The 24,202-nt window shown below is 52.7% G+C and carries 18 protein-coding genes; 8 read left to right on the top strand and 10 right to left on the bottom strand.

Translation table 11 applies throughout. The features are described 5' to 3' along the window. The first annotated feature begins 375 nt into the window (after positions 1-375). A complete protein-coding gene (locus tag ACJJIM_RS01910; RefSeq protein ID WP_413664555.1) occupies positions 376-1,539 on the top strand; it encodes an acyl-CoA desaturase in 1,164 nt (387 codons plus the stop codon). A gap of 25 nt (positions 1,540-1,564) precedes the next feature. Here ACJJIM_RS01910 and ACJJIM_RS01905 read toward each other — a convergent pair whose 3' ends face one another. From ACJJIM_RS01905 to ACJJIM_RS01880, 6 genes are all read right to left on the bottom strand, one after another. Next, positions 1,565-2,575: an alpha-L-glutamate ligase-like protein gene (locus ACJJIM_RS01905; RefSeq protein WP_413664554.1), complete on the bottom strand. Its 1,011-nt coding sequence runs from the start codon at positions 2,573-2,575 to the stop codon at positions 1,565-1,567. Positions 2,576-2,583: 8 nt separating this feature from the next. Next, positions 2,584-4,116 (bottom strand): inactive transglutaminase family protein, encoded by a 1,533-nt coding sequence (locus tag ACJJIM_RS01900; RefSeq protein WP_108731979.1) that lies wholly within the window; start codon positions 4,114-4,116, stop codon positions 2,584-2,586. Between the two features lie 55 nt (positions 4,117-4,171). After that, a complete protein-coding gene (locus ACJJIM_RS01895; RefSeq protein ID WP_413664553.1) occupies positions 4,172-4,855 on the bottom strand; it encodes an ATP-dependent zinc protease family protein in 684 nt (227 codons plus the stop codon). Positions 4,856-5,087: 232 nt separating this feature from the next. Next, positions 5,088-5,411, bottom strand: coding sequence for a YqcC family protein (locus ACJJIM_RS01890; protein WP_282934088.1), 324 nt, complete (start codon positions 5,409-5,411; stop codon positions 5,088-5,090). A 91-nt stretch (positions 5,412-5,502) separates the two neighbouring features. Then, positions 5,503-7,638 carry an ATP-dependent DNA helicase DinG gene (gene dinG / locus ACJJIM_RS01885; RefSeq protein ID WP_413664552.1) on the bottom strand — a complete coding sequence of 712 codons (2,136 nt, stop codon included), beginning with the start codon at positions 7,636-7,638 and terminating at the stop codon, positions 5,503-5,505. 92 nt (positions 7,639-7,730) lie between these two features. Beyond that, positions 7,731-8,900: a 1-acyl-sn-glycerol-3-phosphate acyltransferase gene (locus ACJJIM_RS01880; RefSeq protein WP_413664551.1), complete on the bottom strand. Its 1,170-nt coding sequence runs from the start codon at positions 8,898-8,900 to the stop codon at positions 7,731-7,733. Positions 8,901-9,213: 313 nt separating this feature from the next. Here ACJJIM_RS01880 and nhaC point away from each other — a divergent pair, with 313 nt between their 5' ends. The 4 genes from nhaC (at position 9,214) to pgi (ending at position 14,351) form a co-directional block, all read left to right on the top strand. Beyond that, a complete protein-coding gene (nhaC, locus tag ACJJIM_RS01875) occupies positions 9,214-10,680 on the top strand; it encodes a Na+/H+ antiporter NhaC (protein WP_413665846.1) in 1,467 nt (488 codons plus the stop codon). Between the two features lie 19 nt (positions 10,681-10,699). Beyond that, on the top strand, positions 10,700-11,746 hold the full coding sequence (locus ACJJIM_RS01870; protein ID WP_413664550.1) for a DUF3549 family protein: 1,047 nt from the start codon (positions 10,700-10,702) through the stop codon (positions 11,744-11,746). A gap of 464 nt (positions 11,747-12,210) precedes the next feature. Further along, complete coding sequence (locus tag ACJJIM_RS01865; RefSeq protein WP_157533369.1) at positions 12,211-12,405, top strand: hypothetical protein; 195 nt, start codon at positions 12,211-12,213, stop codon at positions 12,403-12,405. A 320-nt stretch (positions 12,406-12,725) separates the two neighbouring features. Continuing rightward, positions 12,726-14,351: a glucose-6-phosphate isomerase gene (gene pgi, locus ACJJIM_RS01860; RefSeq protein WP_444912196.1), complete on the top strand. Its 1,626-nt coding sequence runs from the start codon at positions 12,726-12,728 to the stop codon at positions 14,349-14,351. 61 nt (positions 14,352-14,412) lie between these two features. Here pgi and ACJJIM_RS01855 read toward each other — a convergent pair whose 3' ends face one another. From ACJJIM_RS01855 to sbcB, 4 genes are all read right to left on the bottom strand, one after another. Continuing rightward, on the bottom strand, positions 14,413-15,177 hold the full coding sequence (locus tag ACJJIM_RS01855) for a slipin family protein (protein ID WP_413664548.1): 765 nt from the start codon (positions 15,175-15,177) through the stop codon (positions 14,413-14,415). Between the two features lie 63 nt (positions 15,178-15,240). Further along, positions 15,241-16,647 carry an NfeD family protein gene (locus ACJJIM_RS01850; protein WP_413664547.1) on the bottom strand — a complete coding sequence of 469 codons (1,407 nt, stop codon included), beginning with the start codon at positions 16,645-16,647 and terminating at the stop codon, positions 15,241-15,243. Positions 16,648-16,842: 195 nt separating this feature from the next. Beyond that, entirely contained in the window at positions 16,843-17,859 is a 1,017-nt protein-coding gene (locus ACJJIM_RS01845) for an aspartate carbamoyltransferase (protein ID WP_413664546.1), read from the bottom strand. Between the two features lie 111 nt (positions 17,860-17,970). After that, on the bottom strand, positions 17,971-19,422 hold the full coding sequence (sbcB, locus tag ACJJIM_RS01840) for an exodeoxyribonuclease I (RefSeq protein WP_413665845.1): 1,452 nt from the start codon (positions 19,420-19,422) through the stop codon (positions 17,971-17,973). 145 nt (positions 19,423-19,567) lie between these two features. On the opposite strand from sbcB, the gene argS reads away from it, so the two are divergent. The 3 genes from argS to ACJJIM_RS01825 all read left to right on the top strand — a co-directional run bounded on the left by argS (position 19,568) and on the right by ACJJIM_RS01825 (position 24,008). After that, complete coding sequence (argS, locus tag ACJJIM_RS01835; protein WP_413664545.1) at positions 19,568-21,304, top strand: arginine--tRNA ligase; 1,737 nt, start codon at positions 19,568-19,570, stop codon at positions 21,302-21,304. A 162-nt stretch (positions 21,305-21,466) separates the two neighbouring features. After that, a complete protein-coding gene (locus ACJJIM_RS01830; RefSeq protein WP_413664544.1) occupies positions 21,467-22,354 on the top strand; it encodes a dTDP-4-dehydrorhamnose reductase family protein in 888 nt (295 codons plus the stop codon). A gap of 181 nt (positions 22,355-22,535) precedes the next feature. Then, entirely contained in the window at positions 22,536-24,008 is a 1,473-nt protein-coding gene (locus ACJJIM_RS01825; protein ID WP_413664543.1) for a nucleoside hydrolase, read from the top strand. The last annotated feature ends 194 nt before the right edge of the window (positions 24,009-24,202 follow it).

Below are 24,202 nucleotides of genomic sequence, written 5' to 3'. Positions count from 1 at the left end.
AAAAAGGCCCCGCAATGCGGGGCCGTAATCAGCGATGATGAGAGAAAACGGGAAGTCACCCAGTGTTAATGGTTTGCCATAACCCTAAGAAACTCTCCCGAAATGCGGGTCCGTTGTCCCGCACAATCACTAATGCAACACTTATGCCAACTTTAAAAACGGTGTTTTTAACCGGCATCACCCTTCATCCATTGTGTCACAGCAAACTTACGAACCATTGCGAACCTAAAAATATGGTCACCGCACCAAAACGATGCATTCTCGGCAAAGACACTAGGGGAAAAATCGCTATCAGGTCTGAGAAAAATCGGGACCGCAGAATATGGCCGGTGAGATTTGTTTCTCCCGGGCATACATAAACCCGAGGACCACACTATGAACACAACCTCGATAGACTCTACTCTCAAAAGAAAACGCTTCTGGCCTCCCACGTTGCTATTTGCCATAACCGGTTTGCTGGCAATTATTGCTGTGCCCCTATATGGCTTTATTTTTGGTTATCACTGGTATCAGTGGCTCGCATTCGCCGTAATGGGTGCAATGTGCAGCCTTTCTATCACCGCCGGATATCATCGCCTTTGGTCCCACAAAAGTTATGAGGCTCACTGGGCCCTACGATTATTATTTGCACTATTCGGAGCCGCAGCACTACAAGATTCTATTTTGAAGTGGTGCGATCATCATCGCCACCACCATCAGTTTGTTGATGACAACAACCGCGACCCCTACTCAGCCAAACGCGGATTTTGGTTTTCCCATATCGAATGGATGATGCATGAATATCCAACCAGCCACCAAAACTTCGAGAATGTACAAGACCTAAAGCGGGATAAAATTGTGATGTGGCAACACAATAACTACATTCCAATCACCGCCACCATGAATCTTGGGATTCTCACCCTGCTGGGAATTTGTACCGGCGATATTATTGGTATGTTCTTACTTGCAGGAGCACTCCGAATTGCCTTCTGTCACCACACTACTTTTATGGTAAATTCGATCATCCATCGATTTGGTAGCCAGCCCTACCGGGATGATGTGACCGCTTGCGACAACAAAATTGTTAATTTTTTTGTTTTTGGTGAGGGTTACCACAACTACCACCACGCCTTTCAGCTCGATTATCGCAATGGCATTCACTGGTTTCATTACGATCCAACCAAGTGGGTCATTAAAGCTCTTAGTCTGATCGGTATTACCCGTAACCTAAAAGTAGCCTCTCCAGTGAAAATTCAAAAAGCCAAGCTAGACCTACAGTTTAAGAAGGCGCGTAAGAAGCTGGAAAGCGGATCTCTGCCCAAGGGAGTCGAAGAGGCCCTAAAAAGTGAAGCTCTACAGCTCACTCATACCCTGGAAAAATGGGAGCAATTGCAATTAAAAAGCTATAAGGCTAAAAATGGAGAAAAGCCCAACAAATGGGAGTTAACCCAAATACAAACCAAGACGAATGAACTTGAGTACAGTTTGAAAATGCAAGGAGAACGACTTCAAGCTCTGATGGAACACGTCCAGGAAGAAAAACCTAAGGAAGCTTTATAATCAGGCCCCCTAATGGAGCCCAAACCTACACTTCTGCGTATTTGCTCACAGCAAATTTGCGCATGGAAAATGCCACCCGTTCATCCACATTTTTCCTGAACATTTCTTCATCAAATTTTTCGATAAAGCCCAAGCGCTCGCGCAAGCCAACACCGTTGGCAATTTGGATTGCCAACCCTGGACGCGCATTGGCCTCCAGTAAGAGCGGGCCACGTTCACGATCCAGAACAATGTCACAGCCTAAATAACCCAGCCCAGTCATTTCGTAACAGCTTGCCGCCAAGCGGACCAGCTCGTACCAACCTGGTACCTGCAATGCATCGAAAGGCACTTCAGTGTCCGGGTGCTGGTCAATTCGCAACCCGCGCATTACCGCATGACAACTTTTGCCCGTGGCCAGGTCGATACCAACACCCACAGCGCCCTGGTGCAAATTGGCTTTACCATCTGAGGCGTGGGTTGAGCAGCGCAGCATGGCCATCACCGGATAACCGCGAAAAACAATAACCCGCACATCAGGCACACCCTCAACAGAGTAGCGATCGAAGACCGGGTCAAAGTCCACCAGCGCCTCCACCATCACCCTGTCGGGTTTGCCACCGAGGCTGTAGAGGCCGCTGTGAATATTGCTCACGTGCCGCAAGATATCCAGCGCATCAATTTCAGCACCGGATATCTTTTTATATTTGTCGCCATTGCGACCGGCAATAACGAGAATACCTTTACCACCGGAGCCCCGTGCCGGCTTGATTACAAACTGCCATAGAGGGTCAATCACCTCCATAACTCGCTTGCGGCTGGCAGGACTTTCAAATGCCTCGATCAACTCGGGCACAGGAATTCCCGCTTTTTTAGCCGCACGCTTAGTGTTTAGCTTGTCGTCGACGATGGGATATTTTTTGCGATCGTTATAGCGCGCAATATAGTCAATATTACGCGCGTTCATCCCCAACACCCCCATGCGGCGCAGGGTCAGCGGAGATACCACTCCGCCGCGAACTTTATTGAAGATATGCTTAACTGAAAACTGCAGCATAACGCCCCCTAGCGAACCAGCGGACGGAAACGCATCAACTCACTGAGTCGATATCCGGTGTAGTTGCCCACCACCAGAATAAAGGCCAGCAATACCAACAGTAACTCGGGGAAGTTGAACGTCCAATGCTCAATATAGCGGTTGGTCATTACCCACCAAGCCAGTATCGCCACTAATAAGCTACCCCCGGACTGCACCACCACTTCGTAGGGACCATCCTCCTCCCACACAATCGACATACGCTCGATAGTCCAGGCAAGGATAATCATCGGGAAGAATGTCACTGTGAGAGCCTGCTCAATGCCCAGCTTATAGCTGACCACACTGATTGCCCCCATTATTATCACCACCGTCACCACGACGGCGGCGATCCTCGACACCAATAGCAAATTGAGCCTACTGAGATAAAACCTCACCCAAAGACCGAGGATCAGGATCAAAGTAAAAATGGCTAAACCGGTAATCAGCTGGGTTTCGATAAAGGCAATTGCCAGAAGTACCGGCATAAAGGTACCGGAGGTGCGCAGGCCCACAAATACACGCAGCAGCACCACCACCAGGGCCCCCACAGGCACCAGCAGGATCAGCTTGAAAATACTCTGCTGCTCAATGGGCAAACTGTAGATCGAGAAATCCACCAGCGCATCTTTCTCATCCTTGGTGCTGCGCATAGAGACATCGCGAGCTGGGACATCATTGGCAATCACAGAGAAAGTCACTTGAGAGTTACGACCGCCCTCAAGATCCAAAAGACTCTTGCCACCGCGCTGCCAAATAAAGAAATTTTCCGGCACACCTGGCTGGCCACTGCTGGGTTCAAACACGATCCAACGCTTGCCATCATAGACCTCAAGCAGATCTTCTGGAGATAGTCGACGTCGATCATCCTCCAGGTAGAGGCCGCGAATACGGTGGGCGGGGATATCGGCTGTCGCCAGTACAAGCAAAGCGACATCTACAAAAGAGCGGTCGGCGTAATGGCGGAAGATCAGGTTGCGATCCTGATTTTCATCGTCATTCAGTTCGAATAGTAATTGGGTAGTTAGAGATTCCACATCGGAAGAGCGCTCACGGGCCTGTTCAACCAGGGAGTAAATCGCCAAGCGCACCGCTTCTTGCTCACGGGCCCCCAGGAAGGGTTTTTGTATCTCAGTGCTCAGATCCAGAGGCTGCGCCAGCGCAGCACCGGGACGCTGGTAGACATCCAGCTGATAGAAGAGAGATTGGGGGCCTCTTGCGGCCCGGCGAGACCAAATGGCCCGATAGGCATCATCTTCTCTCGCGATATAGAAACCAAAACCGGAGGAACTGAAGGTCTCCCCCAGTATTTCCATATTGCGCTGTTCGCGCGGGAGGGTCAGTGCGGCCTTTACCGGACCGCCATCGGCATCGAAACCCACTTTTGCTTCGATAGTCCACACGGTGCGGTACTCACCCGGCAACAGCGGAAAACCCAACTCAAGGTTTTTATAGGCGGTCAGGCCTGCTCCTACCAATGCGAGTAACGCCGCAATTACATAAACTTGGACACGCGGCGACATTCGCCATTCCCCGTAACTCTGAGGTCCCAATTAGGAACCCAATTGGATAACTGGCCTATTTAACCCCGTCTATTTGGGGTTGGCCCTGGACATTGCGCCGGCTCACATCGACAACAGCGGCATCTTTGAGGAAGTTGCGTCCCAGCAGCATCAATAAATCAGAGCCGCCCTCATCGGTCAGGTTAACTTCGACCTGGTGGGTTATACGCCCAACAGTCAGGTTAAGCTCCACTACTGGCCTGCGCTGATTATCAAAGCCCAGGCGCTCCACTCGAACATGGCGTTTTATCGGCAGCTCTACCGAGACCGGGTCCATTTTGCTCGACTGAACAATCTGGAACCTGATCCAGTCCCTGCCATCCCGCTCGAACGGAGTCAGCTTCCTGACCCGCAGTGTGGAAGTGGGTGAACCTGTATCGACAACGGATTCCAGGATCAGGCCGGGAGGCTCTATGGCCACTTCTTCTACCGATCCCAAAACCAACTTATCTTTGGCAACGGGCACTTCGACTACTTTTTCTACAGTTCGTTCGATTACCCGCTCAACAACCTTCACTTCCGGTTCCGCACAAATCACTTCCGCAGGCTCTGGGCACTGCATTGCAGAATCTGGTGATTCTACCGGTGGTGCAACTTCCGCTGGTTGAGCGGCCCTGTCCCGCCCCGGATACATCAGTGACTCACAACCGGCGAGCACCGAAAGCGTCAACATTAACCACAGAAGGGAAAATCTCTGCATACCGACCAATTACCTCAAGCCCCATTAGCAATGCCATTCGGACCGCTACAAACGCGCGGTGTTCGCTTATCTGACGGAGAAATTGCTCCCCGCCTCAGGCAAAAGGTCGATATTAGCTCATGAGCGCGGCCACTGCACAGCGATGTCCGCCGAGTCGCGGGACTCAACACTAACAATGTGACATGCCGCCCAGAGTGATTGGGAGCACCGGGCTCAGGGAGTCAGAAGCCGGTTAGCCCTGCTGCAGGCGCTGATCGATAGTTTCCAAAATAGCCAGCAGTGCCGCAGCATCATCCCGCCCCTTGAAGAACTCTTCGGCAACCGGAGCAATACCACACTGGCCCGGTAGGGGCATCTCCCCTTCAATCAGGACCTGCATACGCGGCAAAAAAATAAATTGAAGCCACTGGGGCAAGGTCAAAGTATCCACACAAAATGGCTCGGTGCTGGCCAGGGCTTCTGCAGGCGGCGCATTATCCTGCCAAACCTGCAGGCTGCGCAGTTCAGATTCAAGGAACAGGAGCTGATCAGCGATTTCAGAATAAATAGGTTGCATAACTCATAGAACCTTCACATTTACAGCCGTGATAATACGCAATAGCCACCTGCCCAATCTGAGTAACAGCGCAAATACGACTAAAGATTTTCTAAATTTTTCGATTAAAGGGCGGCAGTGAATTGAGTATTGCCTGACCATAGCGACGGGTAACCACCCGGCGATCCAGCAAAGTGACTGTGCCGCTGTCCCCTTCTGCCCGCAGTAAGCGCCCGCAGGCCTGCACCAATTTTAGGGCTGCATCCGGCACTGTGATTTGCATAAACGGATTGCCGCCCTTAGCTTCAATCCACTCCGCCAGCGCCGCCTCAATGGGATCATCGGGCACCGCGAAAGGCAGTTTCGCAATAACCACGTGGCGGCAGTAGTCACCAGGCAAGTCCAATCCCTCGGCAAAACTTGCAAGCCCGAACAGGATACTGCTGCCACCGCCATCGATAATCTCACGGTGGCTATCCAGCAACTGCTGGCGGGATTGCTGCCCCTGCATCAGAATTCGGTTGCGCCAGGTACCAGGGAGCGCCTCGTAAACCGTCTCCATCTGGCGCCGGGAGGAAAACAGCACCAGAGCGCCACCCTCCCCTTTCAACAGGTCTGGCAACGCATCGATAATGGCGTCTGTGTGTTGCTCTGCATTGCCCGCATCTACAGCTTCCGGGGGCACTTGCAGTGTTGCACGGGAAAAATCGAAAGGACTCGGCACCACCTGATAGCTGGCATTGTCTGGAGTACCGGCACGCATTTGCAAACGATCAAATTTCCCCAAAGCTGTGAGTGTGGCCGAAGTCAGTACCGCGCCGTAACAGCGGCGCCACAAGCTGTACTCCAGGGTTTTGCCTGCGAGTATCGGTGAGCTGCAAACCTCAAAATCTGTGGAGCCGCCCCAGTCCACCAGGGTGACCCAGCGCGCCTGGGGCAATGCGCCATCAGCATCGGCACGGGCGTAATTCGCCCACAACAGAAGATTGGCCTCAGCGCGCCCATGCCAACTGCCCAACTGGGGGTACCAGCGCTCCAGATCTGCCAGGGGTACCGGCGAGTGGCCGTCCTCCATCATGCGTTGGGCGGCCTGCAACATCTTGCTGAGCAGGCTTTCCAACTCATCAAAGTCTTCCCGCAGCTTTTCCGCCAGCTGCGACATGGAATCGGGGATTACCCCACCTTCAAAGCGATGGCGGATGGTATTGCCCCGCTCATCTTCAAATTCACACAGCTCTTCAATCAGCGGCCACATCTGCTCCAACCCCTGCTTGGCAGAGGTGAGAACCGCCGGCAGCTGCTCGCCGCAGCGGTCGATCTGGGCGCCGTCACCAATCTCACCCAGCATCTGCCCCAGGGCCTTATTGGTTTGATCCAACCAACCGGTGGAAGCCCCTACGCGACTGTGGTGAGAGAAATGATTGAGAGCCTTTTCCGGTAGATGGTGGGCTTCATCAAGTACATAGATAGTCTCTTCCGGGGGCGGAAGAATCGCGCCACCACCCAGGGCCAGGTCCGCCAGCAACAGGTCGTGGTTAGCAACGATCACCTGGGTCTTGCCCAAGCTCTCTCGCGCTCGGAAGAAGCTGCAATTGGTGACATGGGGGCAGCGGCGGCCACTGCATTGGCGATGGTCAGTGGTAACCCGACTCCAATCATCCGTCTCGATCGTATCCGGCCAGTTATCCCGATCGCCATCCCAGGTACCCGATGTCAGGCTATCCGTCATCTTCTGGTAGAGAGCGACACTCTCCGCTTCCACCTGCGGGAGTTCATCTTCATAGAGACCAAGGGAAAGGCCGGTGCCGGAGGCAGAAAAGCTGGACAAGAGTTGATCCAACTTGGATAGGCAGAGATAGCGGCCACGGCCCTTCGCCAGGGCAAACTCAAATTTGAGCCCACTGTGACGAGCAACTTCTGGCAGGTCTTTGTGGATAATCTGTTCCTGCAGGGCCACAGTGGCGGTGGATATCACCAGGGTCTTGTCCTGGGCCTGGGCCAGGGGAATAGAGGCGAGAAGGTAAGCAACGGTTTTACCGGTACCCGTACCCGCTTCAACTACACAGATATGCTCGCCATCAGTCTTGTCGCTATCGCGCTCACCACTGGCATTCTGGGTGATGGAACCCAGTGAGCGGGCAATGGCGGCTACCATCAGCTTCTGCCCATAGCGGGCTTTCAGCCCTCGACCGGACAGGAATTGGCTATAGGCGCCCTGAATGGCGCTTTTGTGTTTTTCGTTGAGCACGGGGGTGAGGTCTATTCGCTAAGTGGCTGGCGCAGGGGGCGCTATTATCCACTAAGCGCCCTCTCCCCACCAGCTTCTGAACTCAGCGGGCCTTACTCATAGGCGAGGCGAGATACCACGGGATTGGCGTAGGCCTGAATAGCCTTGTCGCGCCAGCGCTCATCGACCCGAGCCATGCGCGCTTCAAACTTCTCCCGCTCTTCTTTATGTGCAGCGGGGTCCCAGGCTTTAGCCGGATATCCCACCGGTAATTGCGGAACCTCACCGTAAACCATCTCGTAGGCAATCATATTGGATGGATGCAATGTGTAGTTGCCGATAACTTGGCGATCTATTTCTTCAGCCAGGCTGTTTACATCGTTAAAATCACCTTCAATCGGCGTGCCGAAGGCGGCATGTACACGGCCTTTGTGACCGACAATGCCCTTACCAATCGAGGCCAAGTCCTCGTTTTTACCCTTCTTGTACTCGTCCTTGTGCTCGGTAACGTAAATTTCCTTGGCCTTCTGTGCATCACAGGGGTCCCATTCGTAGGAAATAGACACCGGAACAATATGCAACTTGCGCCAAAAATCGGCAAAGGGCGTTTCCCGGTCCTTAGTCATGGCGAACATGGCGCAGAGTGCTGGATTGGTGCGATCCAGGCCATCTTTGGCGCGCCCGGAACGCTGTGCGATCCACACATGCTCGTTATCGTTGACGATGGAGTGATAGATGTAATTGGACAACTGGGTTGCTGCCTGCAGCTTTTCCCGACGACTGCCAGAGCTGCGCACCACGGTGAAGCACTTGTTCAACTTCATCAGGTCGCTGGCAAACTGCTTGCTGAGCAGGTTGTCTCCAATCGCAATGCGGGAGGTCTCATGCCCTTCGCGGAACATCGCCTGAATCATCAGCGCCGGGTCCATAGCGATGTCACGGTGATTGCTGACAAACAGGCAGGCGCGATCCCTGGGCAGGGTGTCCAGTCCAGAAATGCTCAGGCCGGAGGTGGTGCGCTTGATCACCTTCTCCATATATTTGCCGACAATCTCTTGAAGATCCCGCACATTGCGAACATTGCGCAGTTCAAAGCGCAGAAACTGACGTACCAACCAGGCGACGGCGCCCTCCAGCTGAGCCAGTTTGGGGACAAGGAAATGCGCAGCTGCGTGGGACATTTCCGGGTCGGCAATTAGCCTTTTGATAACCTCGCGCACTTCATCATCGCGATAGGGGCGCATATCCTCGAATTGAGAGGGGTCTAACTCACTTGCTCTCATGAAATACTACCTGTCGGGCCTGCCTCAGACGGCCCGCACTTATTTATTTTGCGGCTGGATCAGCCGGGACTACTGGGCGCAGAACATACCGGAAGCGTCGACGAACTGCCAGCACTGGACCCGACCAGATAGTTGACCCCAGTGATAAATCCGGTTTCGACGACCAAGTCAACGCCAAAATACAGCGATGGTGCGATGATACAAAGTGGACTTCACCGCCCCAAGCTATGAGAATAAGGCTATTAACCGCCGCCGACGGCAAAACAACGATAACGAATACGGCGCTAGCCACGCAGTCAAGCAGGAGTTCACCTTGTCTCAATCCAACCCCAGCTCAGAGCCGCGCGCTCCCAGCTTAACGGACGCCCTGATCCCTCTCGGGATTCTCGTCGCCCTGTTGTCACTATCCGTATATTTCTACGGTGCAGACTCCTCCTACGGTCCCAATCAAATAGCGCTACTGCTCTGTGCCTGCGTTGTGGCCCTAATGGGGATGAAGAACGGACACAGCTGGAACGACATGGAAGGTGGGATGCTCCATGGCATTGGCCTGGTATTTGGCGCTATTCTGATCCTGCTGTCTGTAGGTGCACTTATCGGTAGCTGGATCCTGGCCGGCACAGTGCCTTCAATGATCTATTACGGCGTGCAGATTCTATCGCCACAGTGGTTCTACGCCGCCAGCTGTATTATTTGTGCCGTAGTAGGACTGAGTATTGGCTCCAGCTGGACCACAGCGGGCACCTTAGGTGTGGCACTGATGGGAATTGCCGGCGCTCTGGGCCTATCCCTTGAGGTCACTGCCGGAGCCGTAATCTCTGGCGCCTACTTCGGCGATAAGATGTCTCCGCTATCTGACACTACCAACGTGGCCGCAGCGGTAACATCCAATGATCTGTTCCAGCATATTCGCCATATGATGTCCACAGCGATCCCGGCCTTCGCGATCGCCCTGGCGGTTTTCGCTTTCCTGGGTTTTACCTCTGAAGCCAGTTCTGCCTCCGCAACTGATATCGAATCATTGCTCACCGCGCTTAGCAGTGAGTTCAAAATTTCCCTGGTTAGCCTGCTGCCTTTGATCTTGTTGCTAGCAATGGCTTGGCGCAAAGTCCCCGCTTTCCCAACATTGATCATCGGCTCCCTGGTTGGCTGTGCCATCGCACTGATTTTCGAACCGGAAGCCGCCCGTCGACTCGGTGGTGGTGAAGGTGCTTTAGCCCCCCTGAAGGGCGCTTGGTACAGTCTGTTCGACGGCTATAAGTCCACTTCCACCAACGAGAACGTGGCTGCATTGCTGTCCAAAGGTGGTATGAGCAGCATGCTCAACACCGTATGGCTGATCACCTCCGCCATGGCCTTCGGCGGCGCTATGGAGCGGGCCGGATTCCTACAGGTCATCGTCCAGGGAGTTTTGTCACTGGTTAAAACAGTGGGCGGCCTGGTAACTGCCACCGTCTTCACCTGCTTTGGAATGAACCTGGCCGCAGGCGATCAGTACATGGCGATTATTATTCCGGGCCGTATGTTCCGCGAAGCCTTCAAGGAAAAGGGCCTACACGGGCTTAACTTGTCTCGCACCCTCGAGGATTCCGGCACCATCACCTCTGTGCTGATTCCCTGGAATACTTGTGGTGCCTTTATGGCGGCAACGCTGGGTATTGCTACCTGGGAGTATTTACCTTTTGCCCTATTCAATATTATCTGCCCTCTGTTGGCGATCGCCTATGGCTGGCTGCACTTTAAACAGAAGCCCATTTCTGTAGCGGCTACGGCATCTTAAGGAAATAGACAAAACCCCTATGAGTGAAAGCGGTACCCTAAGCGCCCTGATCGAGCAGGCTGACTTCAAATTGCGCTGGTTCGATCTGGGCCGGCGCTTGCAGTCGGTTTCGAAATCCACTGCGGCATCCTTCGAAGCAGGTCTGGCTCCCTGGCCACACCCATACTTGCGCCAGGCCTGGACGGGCCTGCTGCTGCAACCAGCCGAAGGCGGTGAACCCATCGTCTGGTTCCTGCGCTTTCCGCTGGACGAGCAGGGCAAGCTGCAACTTCAAGCCCGAGATGGATTACTTCGCGCTCTGGCACAGGAACTCAAGCAGGGACCCGCTTCTGAATCTGCTGCGCAGCTGGACCAGCTGCTGCAGCAAAGTGGCTTGCTGTTTACCCCATCAACTGAGCGGCAGGCAGCATTTCACTCCCAAACAGCGCTTCTGCTGGGCCGCCAGCCCAGCGAACATTACGAGCCTGTCCTCCGCTATTTTGGCGACCCGGAAAATCACCGCTGGGACAACCTTGCGCTGCAAGGGATTGCCGACTTGGCCGTGCGCTGGGAAAAAGAAAGCACTTTGCTAATGCGCCAGATTGGAAAAGTCGCGGCTCCGGTTTTTATTAACATTTGCCATTGCCTGGAAAACCAGCCGGTCGACCACCGTCTTGCAGCAGCCATTATTGAGCGAGCAGAGCAAGAACTGACCGCAAACACGCCGGATATCTCGGTGGCCGCTGCTGCTATCAGGGGTATCTCTCACTCACCAGCCACAGGATTGCGACAGGCATTTATACAGTCACTTTTGGCTGAAGATGCCAGCAACCGGAATAAAGAAGTCCTGGCCGCAATAGGCAGTCGCTGCGTCCAAGATTTGGAAGGACAAGAATTGGCCGCACAGTGGGTTGGCAAGCTGGCTGATGCCGCTGACGAGCAGACTTTTAACTTACTGCTTTCCGATTTAATGTTCATTCCGAAAGTGCGAATCGCCCTATTGAGTGCTCTCCGTGACCCGGCAAGAAAAGAAAGTCTCGCAGTAGCTTTTGGCAATTTTTTGCACGGACCCAAACCGACACACTGAAGGCCTAAAGATAACGCCTCAGCTGGTGCTCCCTCACCCATTAAAGCTACTTTCACGAGTGAGAATTTTTAACAGAAAAAACTCTTACTCGTGAAACCATTTTCTTTGCATCGCAAAAAAACTCCCCAATCCATCAAGCGGCATTGTCAGCCACAATAGTAATTCTTAGAGTCTGCCTCAAAACTGGCGCGATCAGTTTCAGCGCGTAGATTAAACAACCGAAATTCACCATAAAAAACGGTCAGCACAAACCACATTTTTTTAAAAACCCCTTATTTAAGTAGTTTTTTAAAATAAATTGGCGCACCTCTTTTCATAACTTGATCATTGACAGACATTTAAACCCAACGCCTATTACACTCAAATAGGCGGTACCTTTGTAGAACAGATTTTACAAAGCTGACCAACAGGTGACGTTTTATTGGCTATGCTAATGGCTAACATCAACGGAAAGGAGTTAGGGGATGAATTTCACTCCAGCCAAGTACTTAATTGGAATTATCAGTGCACTGGTTCTTGCAGGTTGCTGTAGCCCTCCGGCACCTCCAGCTTACTGCCCACCCGGCGCTGAACAAATTCCTCTATCCATGGCTTGTCCTGCAGATGCCGACTGCTGGATGGCTTCCGACAGAGTGCGCTGCATGAAGGTGGTCAAGTAAAATCTTTTTCTTGCCCGACAGCGTGGTGATTCATACTAAATGAAGTTTTGACCAAATCACCGCTGACAGACACCCGATTTACAAAGCCTTATTTAGTATGGATCACCACAAAATGCCGCTCTAACGAGCGGCATTTGTCTTTCCCCACACAGTTCCTTATCTCGAAACATTCCCTGTAATAGACTGTGATGCCCGCGGCGCTGGCCCGGCAAAGAAAATGCCGTTAGCATTGCCGCCCAGAAATAATAAATAAAATTTGATTTGTGTACGTTTTAGCCAAGTGGCAATAAAAAGGCTCAGAAGAGAACAAACCGAATACCATGACTAGTGAAACCCTGGCTTTAAGCCGTGTAGCGGCAATCTCACGGTTGAAGTCCCATTTTGACCAACATAAGTGGTCGCTGAGAGAGCTGTTTGCAACGGATCCCCAAAGGACAGAGAAGTTCAGCTCAGACGCAGCCGGAATCTATCTGGATTACAGTAAAAACCACTTGCGTGAAGACACCCTTAAGTTGCTGTTGGAATATGCCGAAGAGCAGGGTCTGAACAACCAAATTACTGCGCTAGTGAACGGGGCCATTGTCAACAATACCGAACACCGCCCTGCCCTGCACACCGCGCTGCGCTTTCAGGGGCAACCGAAAACTGAACAAGAACGCGCGGTAAAAGATTGCCGCGAGCAAATGAAACAGTTTGCCGAGTCGGTGCACAGCCATAGCTGGCGCAGCTTCTCAGGTAAACCGATCCGCCATATCGTAAATATTGGTATCGGCGGTTCCGACCTGGGTCCGCGCATGGCGGTAGAGGCCCTCAGCCCTTGGCACAAAGACTCTATCGATGTGCACTTTGTATCAAATATCGATGGCGCAGACCTTAGCGACACCCTGGCTGGTATTGATGCGGAAGAAACCCTTTTTGTGATTGCTTCCAAGTCCTTTTCCACCTTGGAAACCCGTGAAAATGCGCTGTCCGCACGCCGTTGGATGTTATCTGCCGGTTGCGATGAGTCGCAGTTGGCCAAACACTTTGTTGCGGTGAGCAGTAATATTACTGCTGCTCAGGATTTCGGAATTGCTCCTGAGAATATTTTCCCAATGTGGGATTGGGTGGGTGGTCGCTACTCACTCTGGTCTGCTATCGGCCTGCCCATTGTTCTTGCTTGCGGCTATGAAGTTTTTGAACAGCTTCTGCAAGGCGCCAATGCAATGGACCAGCACTTCGCCACTGCTCCACTGGAGTCCAATCTACCCGTACTGATGGCGTTGACCCAGTTCTGGTATCGCCAGTGCTGGCATACGACCAGCCATGTCGTGCTGCCCTACGCGCAGCGCCTGGCCCGATTCCCTGCCTGGTTACAGCAGCTGGATATGGAGAGCCTGGGTAAAAGTGTCGACAAGGACGGGCAGGCGCTGGGCTACCCCAGTGGCAGCGTTATCTGGGGCAGTGAGGGTACGAATGGCCAACACTCTTTCCACCAATTATTGCACCAGGGAACCGATCTTATTCCAGCAGACTTTATCGCAGTCAAGGAACCGACGTCTGAACTCCTCGAACAGCACCGCTGGCTGCAGGCCTGTTGTATTAGCCAGAGCCAGGCGCTACTGCGAGGTAAAAGCCTGCATGAGGCCCGCCAGGAGCTGGAAGAAGCTGGTCACACTCATCGTGAGGCCCACGCCCTAGCCCCACATAAAGCAATCCCTGGTAATCGCTCCAGCAACACCCTGATCCTGGAAAAGTTAGATCCTTTCCACCTGGGCTCGCTCCTGGCACTGTACGAGCACAAAGTCTACGTTGGCGGCTGCCTGCTGGGGATCAACCCCTTTGATCAGTGGGGCGTCGAACTTGGTAAGCAGTTGAGTTCAAAAATCCATAAGGCTGCCAAGGGTGAAATTCCTCAGGATGACTGGGATAGTTCAACCCGCAGCCTGATGAAAAAGCTGCTCTAAACTCTACAAAAAAGGCCGCACTAATTAGTGCGGCCTTTTTTGATCTTTGTTAAGGACATCGTTAACTGGATGCAGAGCCCCGCTTCAGCATTGGCTCAATTAGATCCAGTGGCAACGGAAATACAATTGTAGAGCTGTTATTTGCGCCGGCAATATCAATCATGGTTTGCATATAGCGCAAAGTAATCGCGTTGGCATTTTTCGATAATTGATTCGCTGCCTCAGTCAGCTTTAAAGCCGCCTGCGCCTCCCCCTCTGCGTGTATAACTTTAGCCCGCCGCGCGCGCTCCGCCTCTGCCTGCTGTGCGATAGCCCGCACCATACTTTCATCAAGATCGATATGCTTAATCTCTACATTAGTAACTTTTACACCCCAGGCATCTGTTTGCTCATCGAGTATTTTTTGGATATCTACATTTAGCTTATCTCGCTCACATAACATCTCATCCAGCTCGTGCTTACCCAGTACCGAACGCAATGTAGTTTGCGCTAACTGGCTTACAGCCTCGTGATAGAATTCCACATTAATAATTGCAGACTGTGGATTAATTACCCGGTAATAAACCACTGCGTTGACTTTAACTGAGACATTATCCCTGCTGATAACATCCTGGGTGGGTACGTCCATCACCACAGTGCGCAGATCCACACGCTCCATAGTTTGAACAATGGGAATGATTATAATCAGTCCTGGCCCTTTCACTGTTTGAAAACGCCCCAGGAAAAATACCACCGCGCGCTCATACTCCCGCAAAATACGAATGGCATACATCAGTAGCAGTATGAGTGCGACTACCAGTATCCCAAAAAAATAACTGAGCATCATTGGACTCTCCTTAATCCCACCTTAACTGTTGAGCGCTGTCATTAGCTCAATTAATTACCCTACCTACTCCACCTCTACCCGTAAAACCATACCATGTTGGGCCACTACTCTAACTTTCTGCCCCACCTTCAGAGGCTGGTTACAGGTCGCCTGCCAAATCTCTCCATCGAGATGCACCAAGATCTCTGCGTCTTTAACTTCGCTTACCACTGCAGAGCGTCCCACAAAAGCCTGGTCTGCCGGGACTTTCGGCTGGCGTAAACTACGTCCAACAGCGGTCAGTAGCATCAATAAAAAGACACCACTTACACCGGCAATAGCCCCAATCAGCTGTTTGGAAACCTGCATTCCCGGCACATCACTATCAATAAGCATTACAGAGCCAATCACCAATGCAATAATTCCGCCGATCCCCAAGGCGCCGAAACTCGGCATAAAAACCTCTGCCACAATCAGCAATGCGCCAACAATAATTAATGCAAGACCAGCGTAATTAATCGGTAAAACTTGCAAGGCATAAAATGCCAGCAACAGGCAGATAACACCAACAATCCCTGGAACGAAAGCACCGGGGCTATAGCCCTCAAAAATAAGCCCGTAAATACCCACTAATAACAAAATATAGGCCACTTGAGGATTGGTAATCAGTGCCAGCAATTCATTACGCCAATCCGGCTCGTAACTTTCACTTTGCAGCTCGGCAATATTCTCCGGGATCGTATAATCGCCGGTATCGAGTAATACTTTTCGACCGGCAACCTGGCGCAATAAATCATCATCATTATCCGCAACAATATCGATAACATTCATTTTTAATGCTTCTGGAGCCGTCAGGGTCGCTGCTTCGCGTACAGCTTTTTCCGCCCAGTCTGCATTGCGCCCATGGCGCTGTGCCAACCCTCGGATAAACGCGACAGAGTCATTAACGACTTTGCGCTCCATGGCTGTTCCAGCAAGCGGTTTTTCTTTTTCTCCATCCTCACTGTCTTCCGCCTTTTCTTTTTTCTCTTCCTCCTGCTTTCCCCCCGGCATAGGTGTGCCCTGAGGTCCGCCAATCTGCACTGGCGTAGCCGCTCCCAAGGTGGTAGCAGGAGCCATAGCGGCGATCTGGCTGGCATAGAGAATATAAGTTCCCGCACTGGCGGCGCGCGCACCAGAGGGGTAAACGTAGGTGGCAATAGGGATTGGAGACGCAAGGATATGCTGGATAATATCCCGTGAGGCAGCATCTAACCCCCCAGGAGTATCCAGGTGCAGAATCACCAACTCGGCGCCCTGGTCCACAGCCTCCTGCGTGGCCCGCTTGAAATAATCAGTCGTCGCGGGACCTATGGCGCCATCAATTTTGAGTATGGCTACATGGGGAAAGGGCTCTTCCTGGGCGGCACTTCTACACACAAAAAAGCTGAGCAGCAGCGCCAGGAAAACCAAGCTGCGAAAGAACAAAACGGGCGAATTCTGCTTCGACATGCATCCATCCCTGATGCGACATCTGGCTCAACGCCAATATTTGGATATTGAGTGCCACAGCGAAAAAGCAAAATCACTTTAGCATTCACGACACCCTAGACCGGAAACAAAAAACCCCGGCTAATTCCATCAGATTAACAGAATTAGCCGGGGCCTTGTTTATTTCCACCGGGATTTACGCCCAGTTGAGTAGTTTTATACCCGATTGCGTCGGCTATACCAGTTCACATCGCGGGAATATTTATCTACCTGATTCTCAACACCCAGCAACATGGCAAACAGAGCCATACGCACCAGCAAGCCATTATCGGTCTGGCGGAAAATTGCCAGACTCGGATGTTCATTCAGGTCGGTATCCAGTTCGTTCGCCTCTGCGCGTGAATCCCGTGGCAGGGGGTGCATAATTACCGTGTTAGGCTCTGCGTGGCGGGTAAAAATAGCCTTATTCAGGCGGAAGCGCCCACGGTAGCGGTTGGCCTCTTCCTGAGAGGCAAAACGCTCTTCCTGGATACGGGTGGAGTAAACAATATCCACATGGGAGATAGAGGATTCCAGCTGATCGGTAACCGTCACCTCGTGCCCCGCCCCGCGCAGCATCTCCACAATCATTTCCGGCATCGCCAGTTCCGGTGGAGAAACCAGGGTAATCTGCACCTTGCCAAACAAACACAGCAGTTTGCACAGGGAGTGCACCGTGCGGCCGTGCTTGAGGTCGCCGATCATGGCGATACGAAAATCATCCAGGGTGCGGCCGTGCGCAGCCAGTTCCTTGCGAATGGTGTAGAGGTCCAACAGTGCCTGGGTGGGGTGTTCATTGGCGCCGTCGCCGCCGTTGACCACCGGCACACGACTCGCTTCAGCAAACTCAGCCACCGACCCTTCTTTTGGGTGGCGCATACAAATCACGTCGCTATAGCCCGATAGCACTCGGGCGGTGTCGTAAAGGGATTCGCCCTTTGCCATAGCGCTGGCAGTAATTCCTACCGTTTCACGTACAGTACCGCCCAACAGATTAAAGGCGGCTCCAAAACTCAGGCGAGTACGAGTGCTCGGCTCCATAAACATATTGCCGAGAATCGCCCCTTCCAATACTCGCGTTACCTTTTCACGCTGTGCATAGGGGGTCATGGCGTCAGCTACATCAAATACACGCTCTATGTCGGCGCGCTCAAATTGGCTGACCGACAGTATATTGGCTCCGATAAAGTCCATGGTTACTCCAGTGGTTGCGCCTTGTGGGCGCCGGGTATTCGCGAGCGGCATTCTACTCGGGCACCAGGAAAGAGCCCAGAGGAAGAACGGCCGCTGACGTGATTCGACACATTAGGCGAGTAAGCTATCGCCCCAGTTCTCCAGCTCTGTAATCAGGGAAATGCGCTCCGGGTGCTGCACCCGCAGCTCAGACAGCTGGCGGAAGTAATCTTCCAGGGTGACTGAGGCCCCGGCAGTAGCGTCAGTTAAGCGCTGGAAACACCAGATCTGCCAGCGCTGGTGCTCTTCCTCAGACAGGGTCTCGGGGAAATTGCGCGCCCGCATACGGAATAGCAGCTCGGGTAAGCGCTTATCGGTGAAAGGCACTTCACCCGCCAAAGCTTCCGGACCTCGGGCCGCCAGTCCACGGTGCAGTTCACGGCAGATATCGCGGTCAGAGTCGCAGAGGAACCCACCGTAAAGGTCCGCTTCCACATCTCTCTCAGGGAATTCCCTATCCAGGAATACGTTGTGCAGCTTTTCCGTCAAATCGATATCTTTGAGCTTCTGCCAGTTCGCCTCACAGGTTGTGCGATCGATACCCAGCTCTGCGGCGCGCTTGTCATCCAGCATATTTGCAGGCGCCAATACCGGGCACTTGTTCAAATGCACCAGTTTCAGCCCTACCGGCAACTCGCCCTCACCCAGCTTGTCGCGAGAGGTGTACAGGCGCTCTCGCAGAGTGTCTGCATCCAGGCTGAGTAATGGCTCGGGGTCCATTGCCAGGTTGGCAACAATAACCGCATTGCGGTTAACCGGGTGACTGGCCAAGGGCATCACATAGGTCAAGTGACCATGATTAGCAGAGACCTTGCCGGAAATATGCAATAGCGGACGGCGCTCGCGCATATCGATCATCTTGGCGGCCTCCTGCTTGCGACGCAGGCGGAACACATAATCGTACAGCTTTGGTTGCTGTTTGCGGATCAGCCTCGCCATATCAATGGTGGCGTGCACATCCGACAGCGCATCGTGGGCGCCCTCGTGGGAGATCCCATTGGCAGCGGTCAATTCTTCCAGGCGGAAGGACGGCGCACCGTCCTCACGGGTGGGCCACTGGATTCCCTCTGGGCGCAGGGCGTAGGTGAGGCGCACCATGTCAATAATGTCCCAACGGCTGTTGCCGGAGCGCCATTCCCGCTCATAGGGATCGAGCAGATTGCGATAAAGGGTGTAGCGAGTTACCTCGTCATCAAAACGCAAACTGTTGTAGCCCACCCCACAGGTGCCCGGCGCACCCAGTTCGGCGAGGATGCGCTGGATAAACTCTATTTCCGGCACTCCATTGGCCAGGGCTTTCTGCGGGCTAATGCCAGTCACCAGGCTCGCCATCGGCTGTGGCAGGCAATCCACTGAAGGGCGACAGTAAATCATCAATGGCTCGCCGACGATATTCAGTTCTTCGTCGGTCCTGATACCGGCAAACTGCGCCGGCTTGTCGGCACCCGGGTCTGTACCCCAGGTTTCATAATCGTGCCAATAAAGTGTGGTAGAACTCACGGTACCTCCATAATTTGGCGGCATCATACCACCGAGAACCTCCTCGTCTGGACACCCAAGTCGAGATTTCGAGCACTCCGGACCAACTCCTTTGCCAACGCTGGTTGCAAAGCCGCCACCGCCCATTAAAATTCGGCGTTTCCACGAATTTAAGACAGCACTTCACTCTATGAATATTCGCCAGCTCCTCACCGACAAATTCCAGGCCGCCATGCTCGCCGCCGGTATCCCCGAAGAATGCGGCCCGATTGTGGCACCTGCGAAGAAAGCCGGATTTGGCGACTACCAGGCCAATGGCGCTATGGGCGCTGCCAAGCGTATGGGCACCAACCCGCGTGAGCTGGCTGGCAAGATCCTTGAGCAGCTGGATAAGGGCGATATGATCGAAAAGGTCGAGATCGCAGGCCCCGGTTTCTTGAATATTCACTTGAGCGAACAGTGGCTGAGCCAGCAGCTATTGGCCGCCCAAGGCGACAAGCGCCTGAATATCGCCTCGGTTGAAGAGCCCAAGACCGTAGTCATCGACTATTCCCATCCCAACCTGGCCAAAGAAATGCACGTAGGCCACCTGCGCACCACCATTATCGGTGATGCCCTGGCACGCCTGTTGGAGTTCCAAGGTCACAAGGTAGTTCGCCAAAATCATATGGGCGACTGGGGCACCCAGTTCGGTATGTTGCTGGCACACCTTTCCGACAAGTTGGCAGACAGTGATGCAGAAGTGGCACTGGCCGACCTGGAAGTCTTCTACCGCGAAGCCAAGGTTCGCTTTGATGATGAAGAAGGCTTTGCCGATCGCGCCCGTGAATACGTTGTAAAACTGCAAGGCGGAGATGAGCAGTGCCTGAAACTGTGGAAGCAGTTTATTGATATCTCTATCAGCCACTGCGAAGAAATCTACTCCAAGCTAAATGTCACCCTTAAACAGGAAGACGTTTACGCTGAAAGCCAGTACAACGATGATCTGCCGGTGCTGGTAAAAGAGCTGTTGGATAATGGAATCGCTGTTGAAGACCAGGGCGCGATCGTTGTTTTCCTGGAAGAGATGGCCGATAAGGAAGGCAACCCCAGCCCGATGATTATCCAGAAGAAAGGCGGCGGCTACCTGTATGCCACCACCGACCTGGCCGCTATCCGCTACCGTGCCAACCAACTCAGTGCCGACCGTATCCTATATGTTGTTGATGCTCGCCAATCCCTGCACCTACAGCAGGCCTTTGTCGCCTCACGCAAAGCGAGCTTCCTGCCGGAGTCGGTTTCTCTAGAGCATTGCGCTTTTGGCACTATGATGGGCGACGACGGTAAGCCATTTAAAACCCGCACCGGCGGCACCGTAAAACTGGCAGCCCTCCTGGATGAAGCAGTAGAGCGTGCAGAGAAACTGGTGGCTGAGAAAAACCCGGAGCTGGATGCAAAAACCTGTGCAGAAATCGCGCGCAAGGTGGGCATCGGCGCGGTGAAATATGCGGACCTAAGCAAGACCCGCACTAACGATTACATCTTCAGCTGGGAATCCATGCTGAGCTTTGAGGGCAATACCGCCCCCTACCTACAGTATGCTTACACCCGCGTACGCAGTATTTTCCGCAAAGCCGGTATTGAGCCGAGCGAGCTCAAGGGCGATATCCAACTGGAAAACCCACAGGAACGCGCCCTGGCAATTAAACTAAGCCAATTTGGCGAAGTACTGGACCAGGTAGCCAAGGATACCTTCCCGCACGTACTCTGCACCTACTTGTACGAACTGGCCAGCGCCTATATGAGCTTCTACGAAGCCTGCCCAGTATTGAAAGAAGGCGTAAGTGAACAGCAGAAGCACAGCCGCCTGCAATTATGTAATCTAGTGGCCAGCACTATCGCTACTGGCCTCGACCTGCTTGGCATTGAAGTGATGGAGCAGATGTAAATTGCTCCAGCCCGGTATCACCTTCTGTAACTCTTCAGATAGGCAAACCGGGCAGCACCCGGGTAGGCGGCCTTCAGTTGTGGCCTACCCAACCATCCTGCACCATCTTTTATCCCACTCAGGCCACACGTTTCCCGCCAGCCTGACAAAAGGAAATCACCCGTGAAAATACTGATTACCGGCGCCTCCGGCCTATTGGGGCGCAGTGTATTTAAACAGCTTTCCAGCAATCCGATTTTTTCTGTTACCGGTACCGCCTTTTCCCGCGCGGGAGATAATTTAATTCGCCTGGATTTGTCCGATAGCGAAGCAGTGAAGACCTGCCTGCAACAGGTTAATCCCGATATTGTCATTCACTGCGCCGCCGAGCGCTGGCCTGATCGCTGCGCCGACAGCCCCGACACCGCCTGGCAGCTCAATGTCAGCAGCACAGAATTCCTGGCGAAATACTGTAACGAAAATGATACACAATTAGTGTATATCAGCACCGACTATGTTTTTGATGGCAGCACCCCGCCCTACAAAGCTGATGACAATCCCAACCCGGTTAACTTCTATGGCCGCAGTAAATTGGCAGGGGAAGAGGCGGTACTGAATAACGGAAGTCACTGGGTATTGAGGTTGCCCTGGTTATTCGGGCCCGTTGCCTATCTGGAGGAATCCGGCATCACCGCCCTACTGGATACTTTGCGCAAGCAAAAGCCAGTCACGTTGGATCACTGGGCTATTCGTTTTCCCACCAGTGTTGAGGAAGTGGCTGAAGTATTGGAGCAATGCCTGCTAAAAATTCGTAGTGGTATGAGTTTTGAAGGCATTTACCAGTGGAGTGGCGATACGGCCTGCACACGCTACGAACTCGCACACATTATTGCCAAGGCTTGCAATCTGAATGCCGAACACCTGAGCGCTGAAAGTGAACCCAATTTTACAGTGCCACGCCCTTACAATTGCCAGCTGGATAAATCAAAACTGACAGATATGGGGATTAGCAGTAGCGAACCCCTGGAGCAACAGCTATTACGAAATTTAAAGCCATTTATTGCAGGCTGATTTAAACAGCTTTCAGACAAAGCGCTACAGGGAAGTATCGCTGCCGGCCATGTTCCGGCTCACACCTGTGTAATACCGTTAACTCATACAACAAACGGTGCTACAAGGTGGCAATCGAGTAGATCAGGGAGGAGCTATTGGATTGCCGAGTAAAACCACTCGAATATTTAGGGAAGGATAAATGAAATTGAAACACTGGTTCTCTGCAGGAGCTCTGGTACTGGGCAGCCTAACCACATTGGCTTCTTGCAATGCGGATAGCGGACCTCACAGCAAGAAACCACACCAGGCCATCAAGACTGAAAACGCCCAACCCATTATCTGGATTGGCGACTTCAATAACTTTGACGATGCCGTAGCACTGATTCTAATCGCCAAAGACCCACGCTATACCCTGGAGCTGGCTGTCGTTGAGGACTCTTTCAATACCGTAGCGCACGGGGCCAACACTGTTTACAACATCCTCGAATGGCTGGGAAATAACGACACCCAGGTTATTCGCGGAGCCTATTTTGCCACAGAAGAAGTCGCCTACGGCGCAAACGGCAAAGCTTCAGTATCTCCGGTAAATGACGATAAGGCCGTTCTCGGCAGAGAAGACTATCAACTACCCAACTCCTCCGATTTCTCCACCGGCACCTGGAACCTGGAGCGCCGCAACGCCATGGGTATCAATCTCTACGGCCAGTATGTACCCGGCCCCTGGCGTGACAACGGCTCCACCTTATATGGAACTGACCACCTAATCCCGCGCGCCAAACAGGAGCACTACCGCTACCAAGGTAACAATGGTGTCTCCTTCAATTTTGAGCTGGCCGAAGACATTATCCTGGAAACGATGGATAACCTGGAGCAACGCCCAGTAGTTTTCAACACCGGTAAACTCACCACCCTGGCCCGGGTACTTGGCAAAGCCAGCGAAGAGCAGCTGGCTAAAATTGACCGCGTTATTATGATGGGCGGTGGCTTTGAGAATTATGAGCCGTTTACTGAGAGTCACGAAGCAGCCTGCTTTGGCGATAAATCTAGAAATCTGGGCGGCAATATTTTCTCCCACCCCAGCTTCGGCTGTGACAGCGACTTCAGTACCCATCAGGAATTCAATATTCTGCTCGACCCATTGAGCGCACAATGGGCCTTCGACGCCCTGAGTGAAAATAGTATTGAAACCTATCTGGTTCCGACCAACTCAACCGATATGGCCAAAGTACAAGGCAGCACCATCGAAGCCCTCGCAGAGCGCCGCGCAACTCCGGAAGCCTGCTACACCTCCCAACTCCTCAGTTCCATTCGTGAATTTGAGGGTGGGGATTTCCAGGGTAATGGTGACTTCGCCATGGATGCCGTTATTCGCCTGTGGGATATTATCGCTGCGCTGGTACTACTGGAGCCTGAAACCTTGGAAATGGAATTAGTGCCCGGCTATATCACCGTCGATCAACTAGATGCGGGCCTAGCCGACAGCACAACACCTTATGATCCAATTACCTTTGATCCAACAGTAGGAAAGACTACTTTTACTGACGCCGATGAGGGCTTGGCAGTAAATGTGGTTATGGGTATTAACCAGGATGCTGCGCGCTCAGCGATGATTGAGCGCTTGCGTGATCGCTTTAATGCTGCGCGGAAGGGGCCTAAATGCCGCGTTAAGTAATATTTAGCCTTACCCAAATAAATATTGGGGGCCTTTCATGTATTCCCTGCGATTGATACAAATACTTGAACAGGCCCTAAACTACATCTTAATCTAGTACGATAGTTTGTTAAATTAACATATAAACAGTATCACCCCCCTACATTCGTACAAAAGTACAAACAAACTAATAATTGAGAAATCCGTTAACTCTT

This window comes from Microbulbifer maximicatervae (SeqCode) (assembly GCF_052467615.1).
This window is presented reverse-complemented; position numbering and strand designations above follow the sequence as displayed.

Coding starts and splice junctions, on each gene's coding strand:
- ACJJIM_RS01855 (WP_413664548.1), bottom strand. CDS start 15,177: ATGATGCTCAGTTATTTTTTTGGGATACTGGTAGTCGCACTCATACTG.
- ACJJIM_RS01910 (WP_413664555.1), top strand. CDS start 376: ATGAACACAACCTCGATAGACTCTACTCTCAAAAGAAAACGCTTCTGG.
- ACJJIM_RS01895 (WP_413664553.1), bottom strand. CDS start 4,855: ATGCAGAGATTTTCCCTTCTGTGGTTAATGTTGACGCTTTCGGTGCTC.
- ACJJIM_RS01850 (WP_413664547.1), bottom strand. CDS start 16,647: ATGTCGAAGCAGAATTCGCCCGTTTTGTTCTTTCGCAGCTTGGTTTTC.
- ACJJIM_RS01880 (WP_413664551.1), bottom strand. CDS start 8,900: ATGAGAGCAAGTGAGTTAGACCCCTCTCAATTCGAGGATATGCGCCCC.
- ACJJIM_RS01890 (WP_282934088.1), bottom strand. CDS start 5,411: ATGCAACCTATTTATTCTGAAATCGCTGATCAGCTCCTGTTCCTTGAA.
- ACJJIM_RS01870 (WP_413664550.1), top strand. CDS start 10,700: ATGAGTGAAAGCGGTACCCTAAGCGCCCTGATCGAGCAGGCTGACTTC.
- ACJJIM_RS01845 (WP_413664546.1), bottom strand. CDS start 17,859: ATGGACTTTATCGGAGCCAATATACTGTCGGTCAGCCAATTTGAGCGC.
- ACJJIM_RS01900 (WP_108731979.1), bottom strand. CDS start 4,116: ATGTCGCCGCGTGTCCAAGTTTATGTAATTGCGGCGTTACTCGCATTG.
- pgi (WP_444912196.1), top strand. CDS start 12,726: ATGACTAGTGAAACCCTGGCTTTAAGCCGTGTAGCGGCAATCTCACGG.
- ACJJIM_RS01825 (WP_413664543.1), top strand. CDS start 22,536: ATGAAATTGAAACACTGGTTCTCTGCAGGAGCTCTGGTACTGGGCAGC.
- sbcB (WP_413665845.1), bottom strand. CDS start 19,422: ATGCCGCCAAATTATGGAGGTACCGTGAGTTCTACCACACTTTATTGG.
- argS (WP_413664545.1), top strand. CDS start 19,568: ATGAATATTCGCCAGCTCCTCACCGACAAATTCCAGGCCGCCATGCTC.
- ACJJIM_RS01905 (WP_413664554.1), bottom strand. CDS start 2,575: ATGCTGCAGTTTTCAGTTAAGCATATCTTCAATAAAGTTCGCGGCGGA.
- ACJJIM_RS01865 (WP_157533369.1), top strand. CDS start 12,211: ATGAATTTCACTCCAGCCAAGTACTTAATTGGAATTATCAGTGCACTG.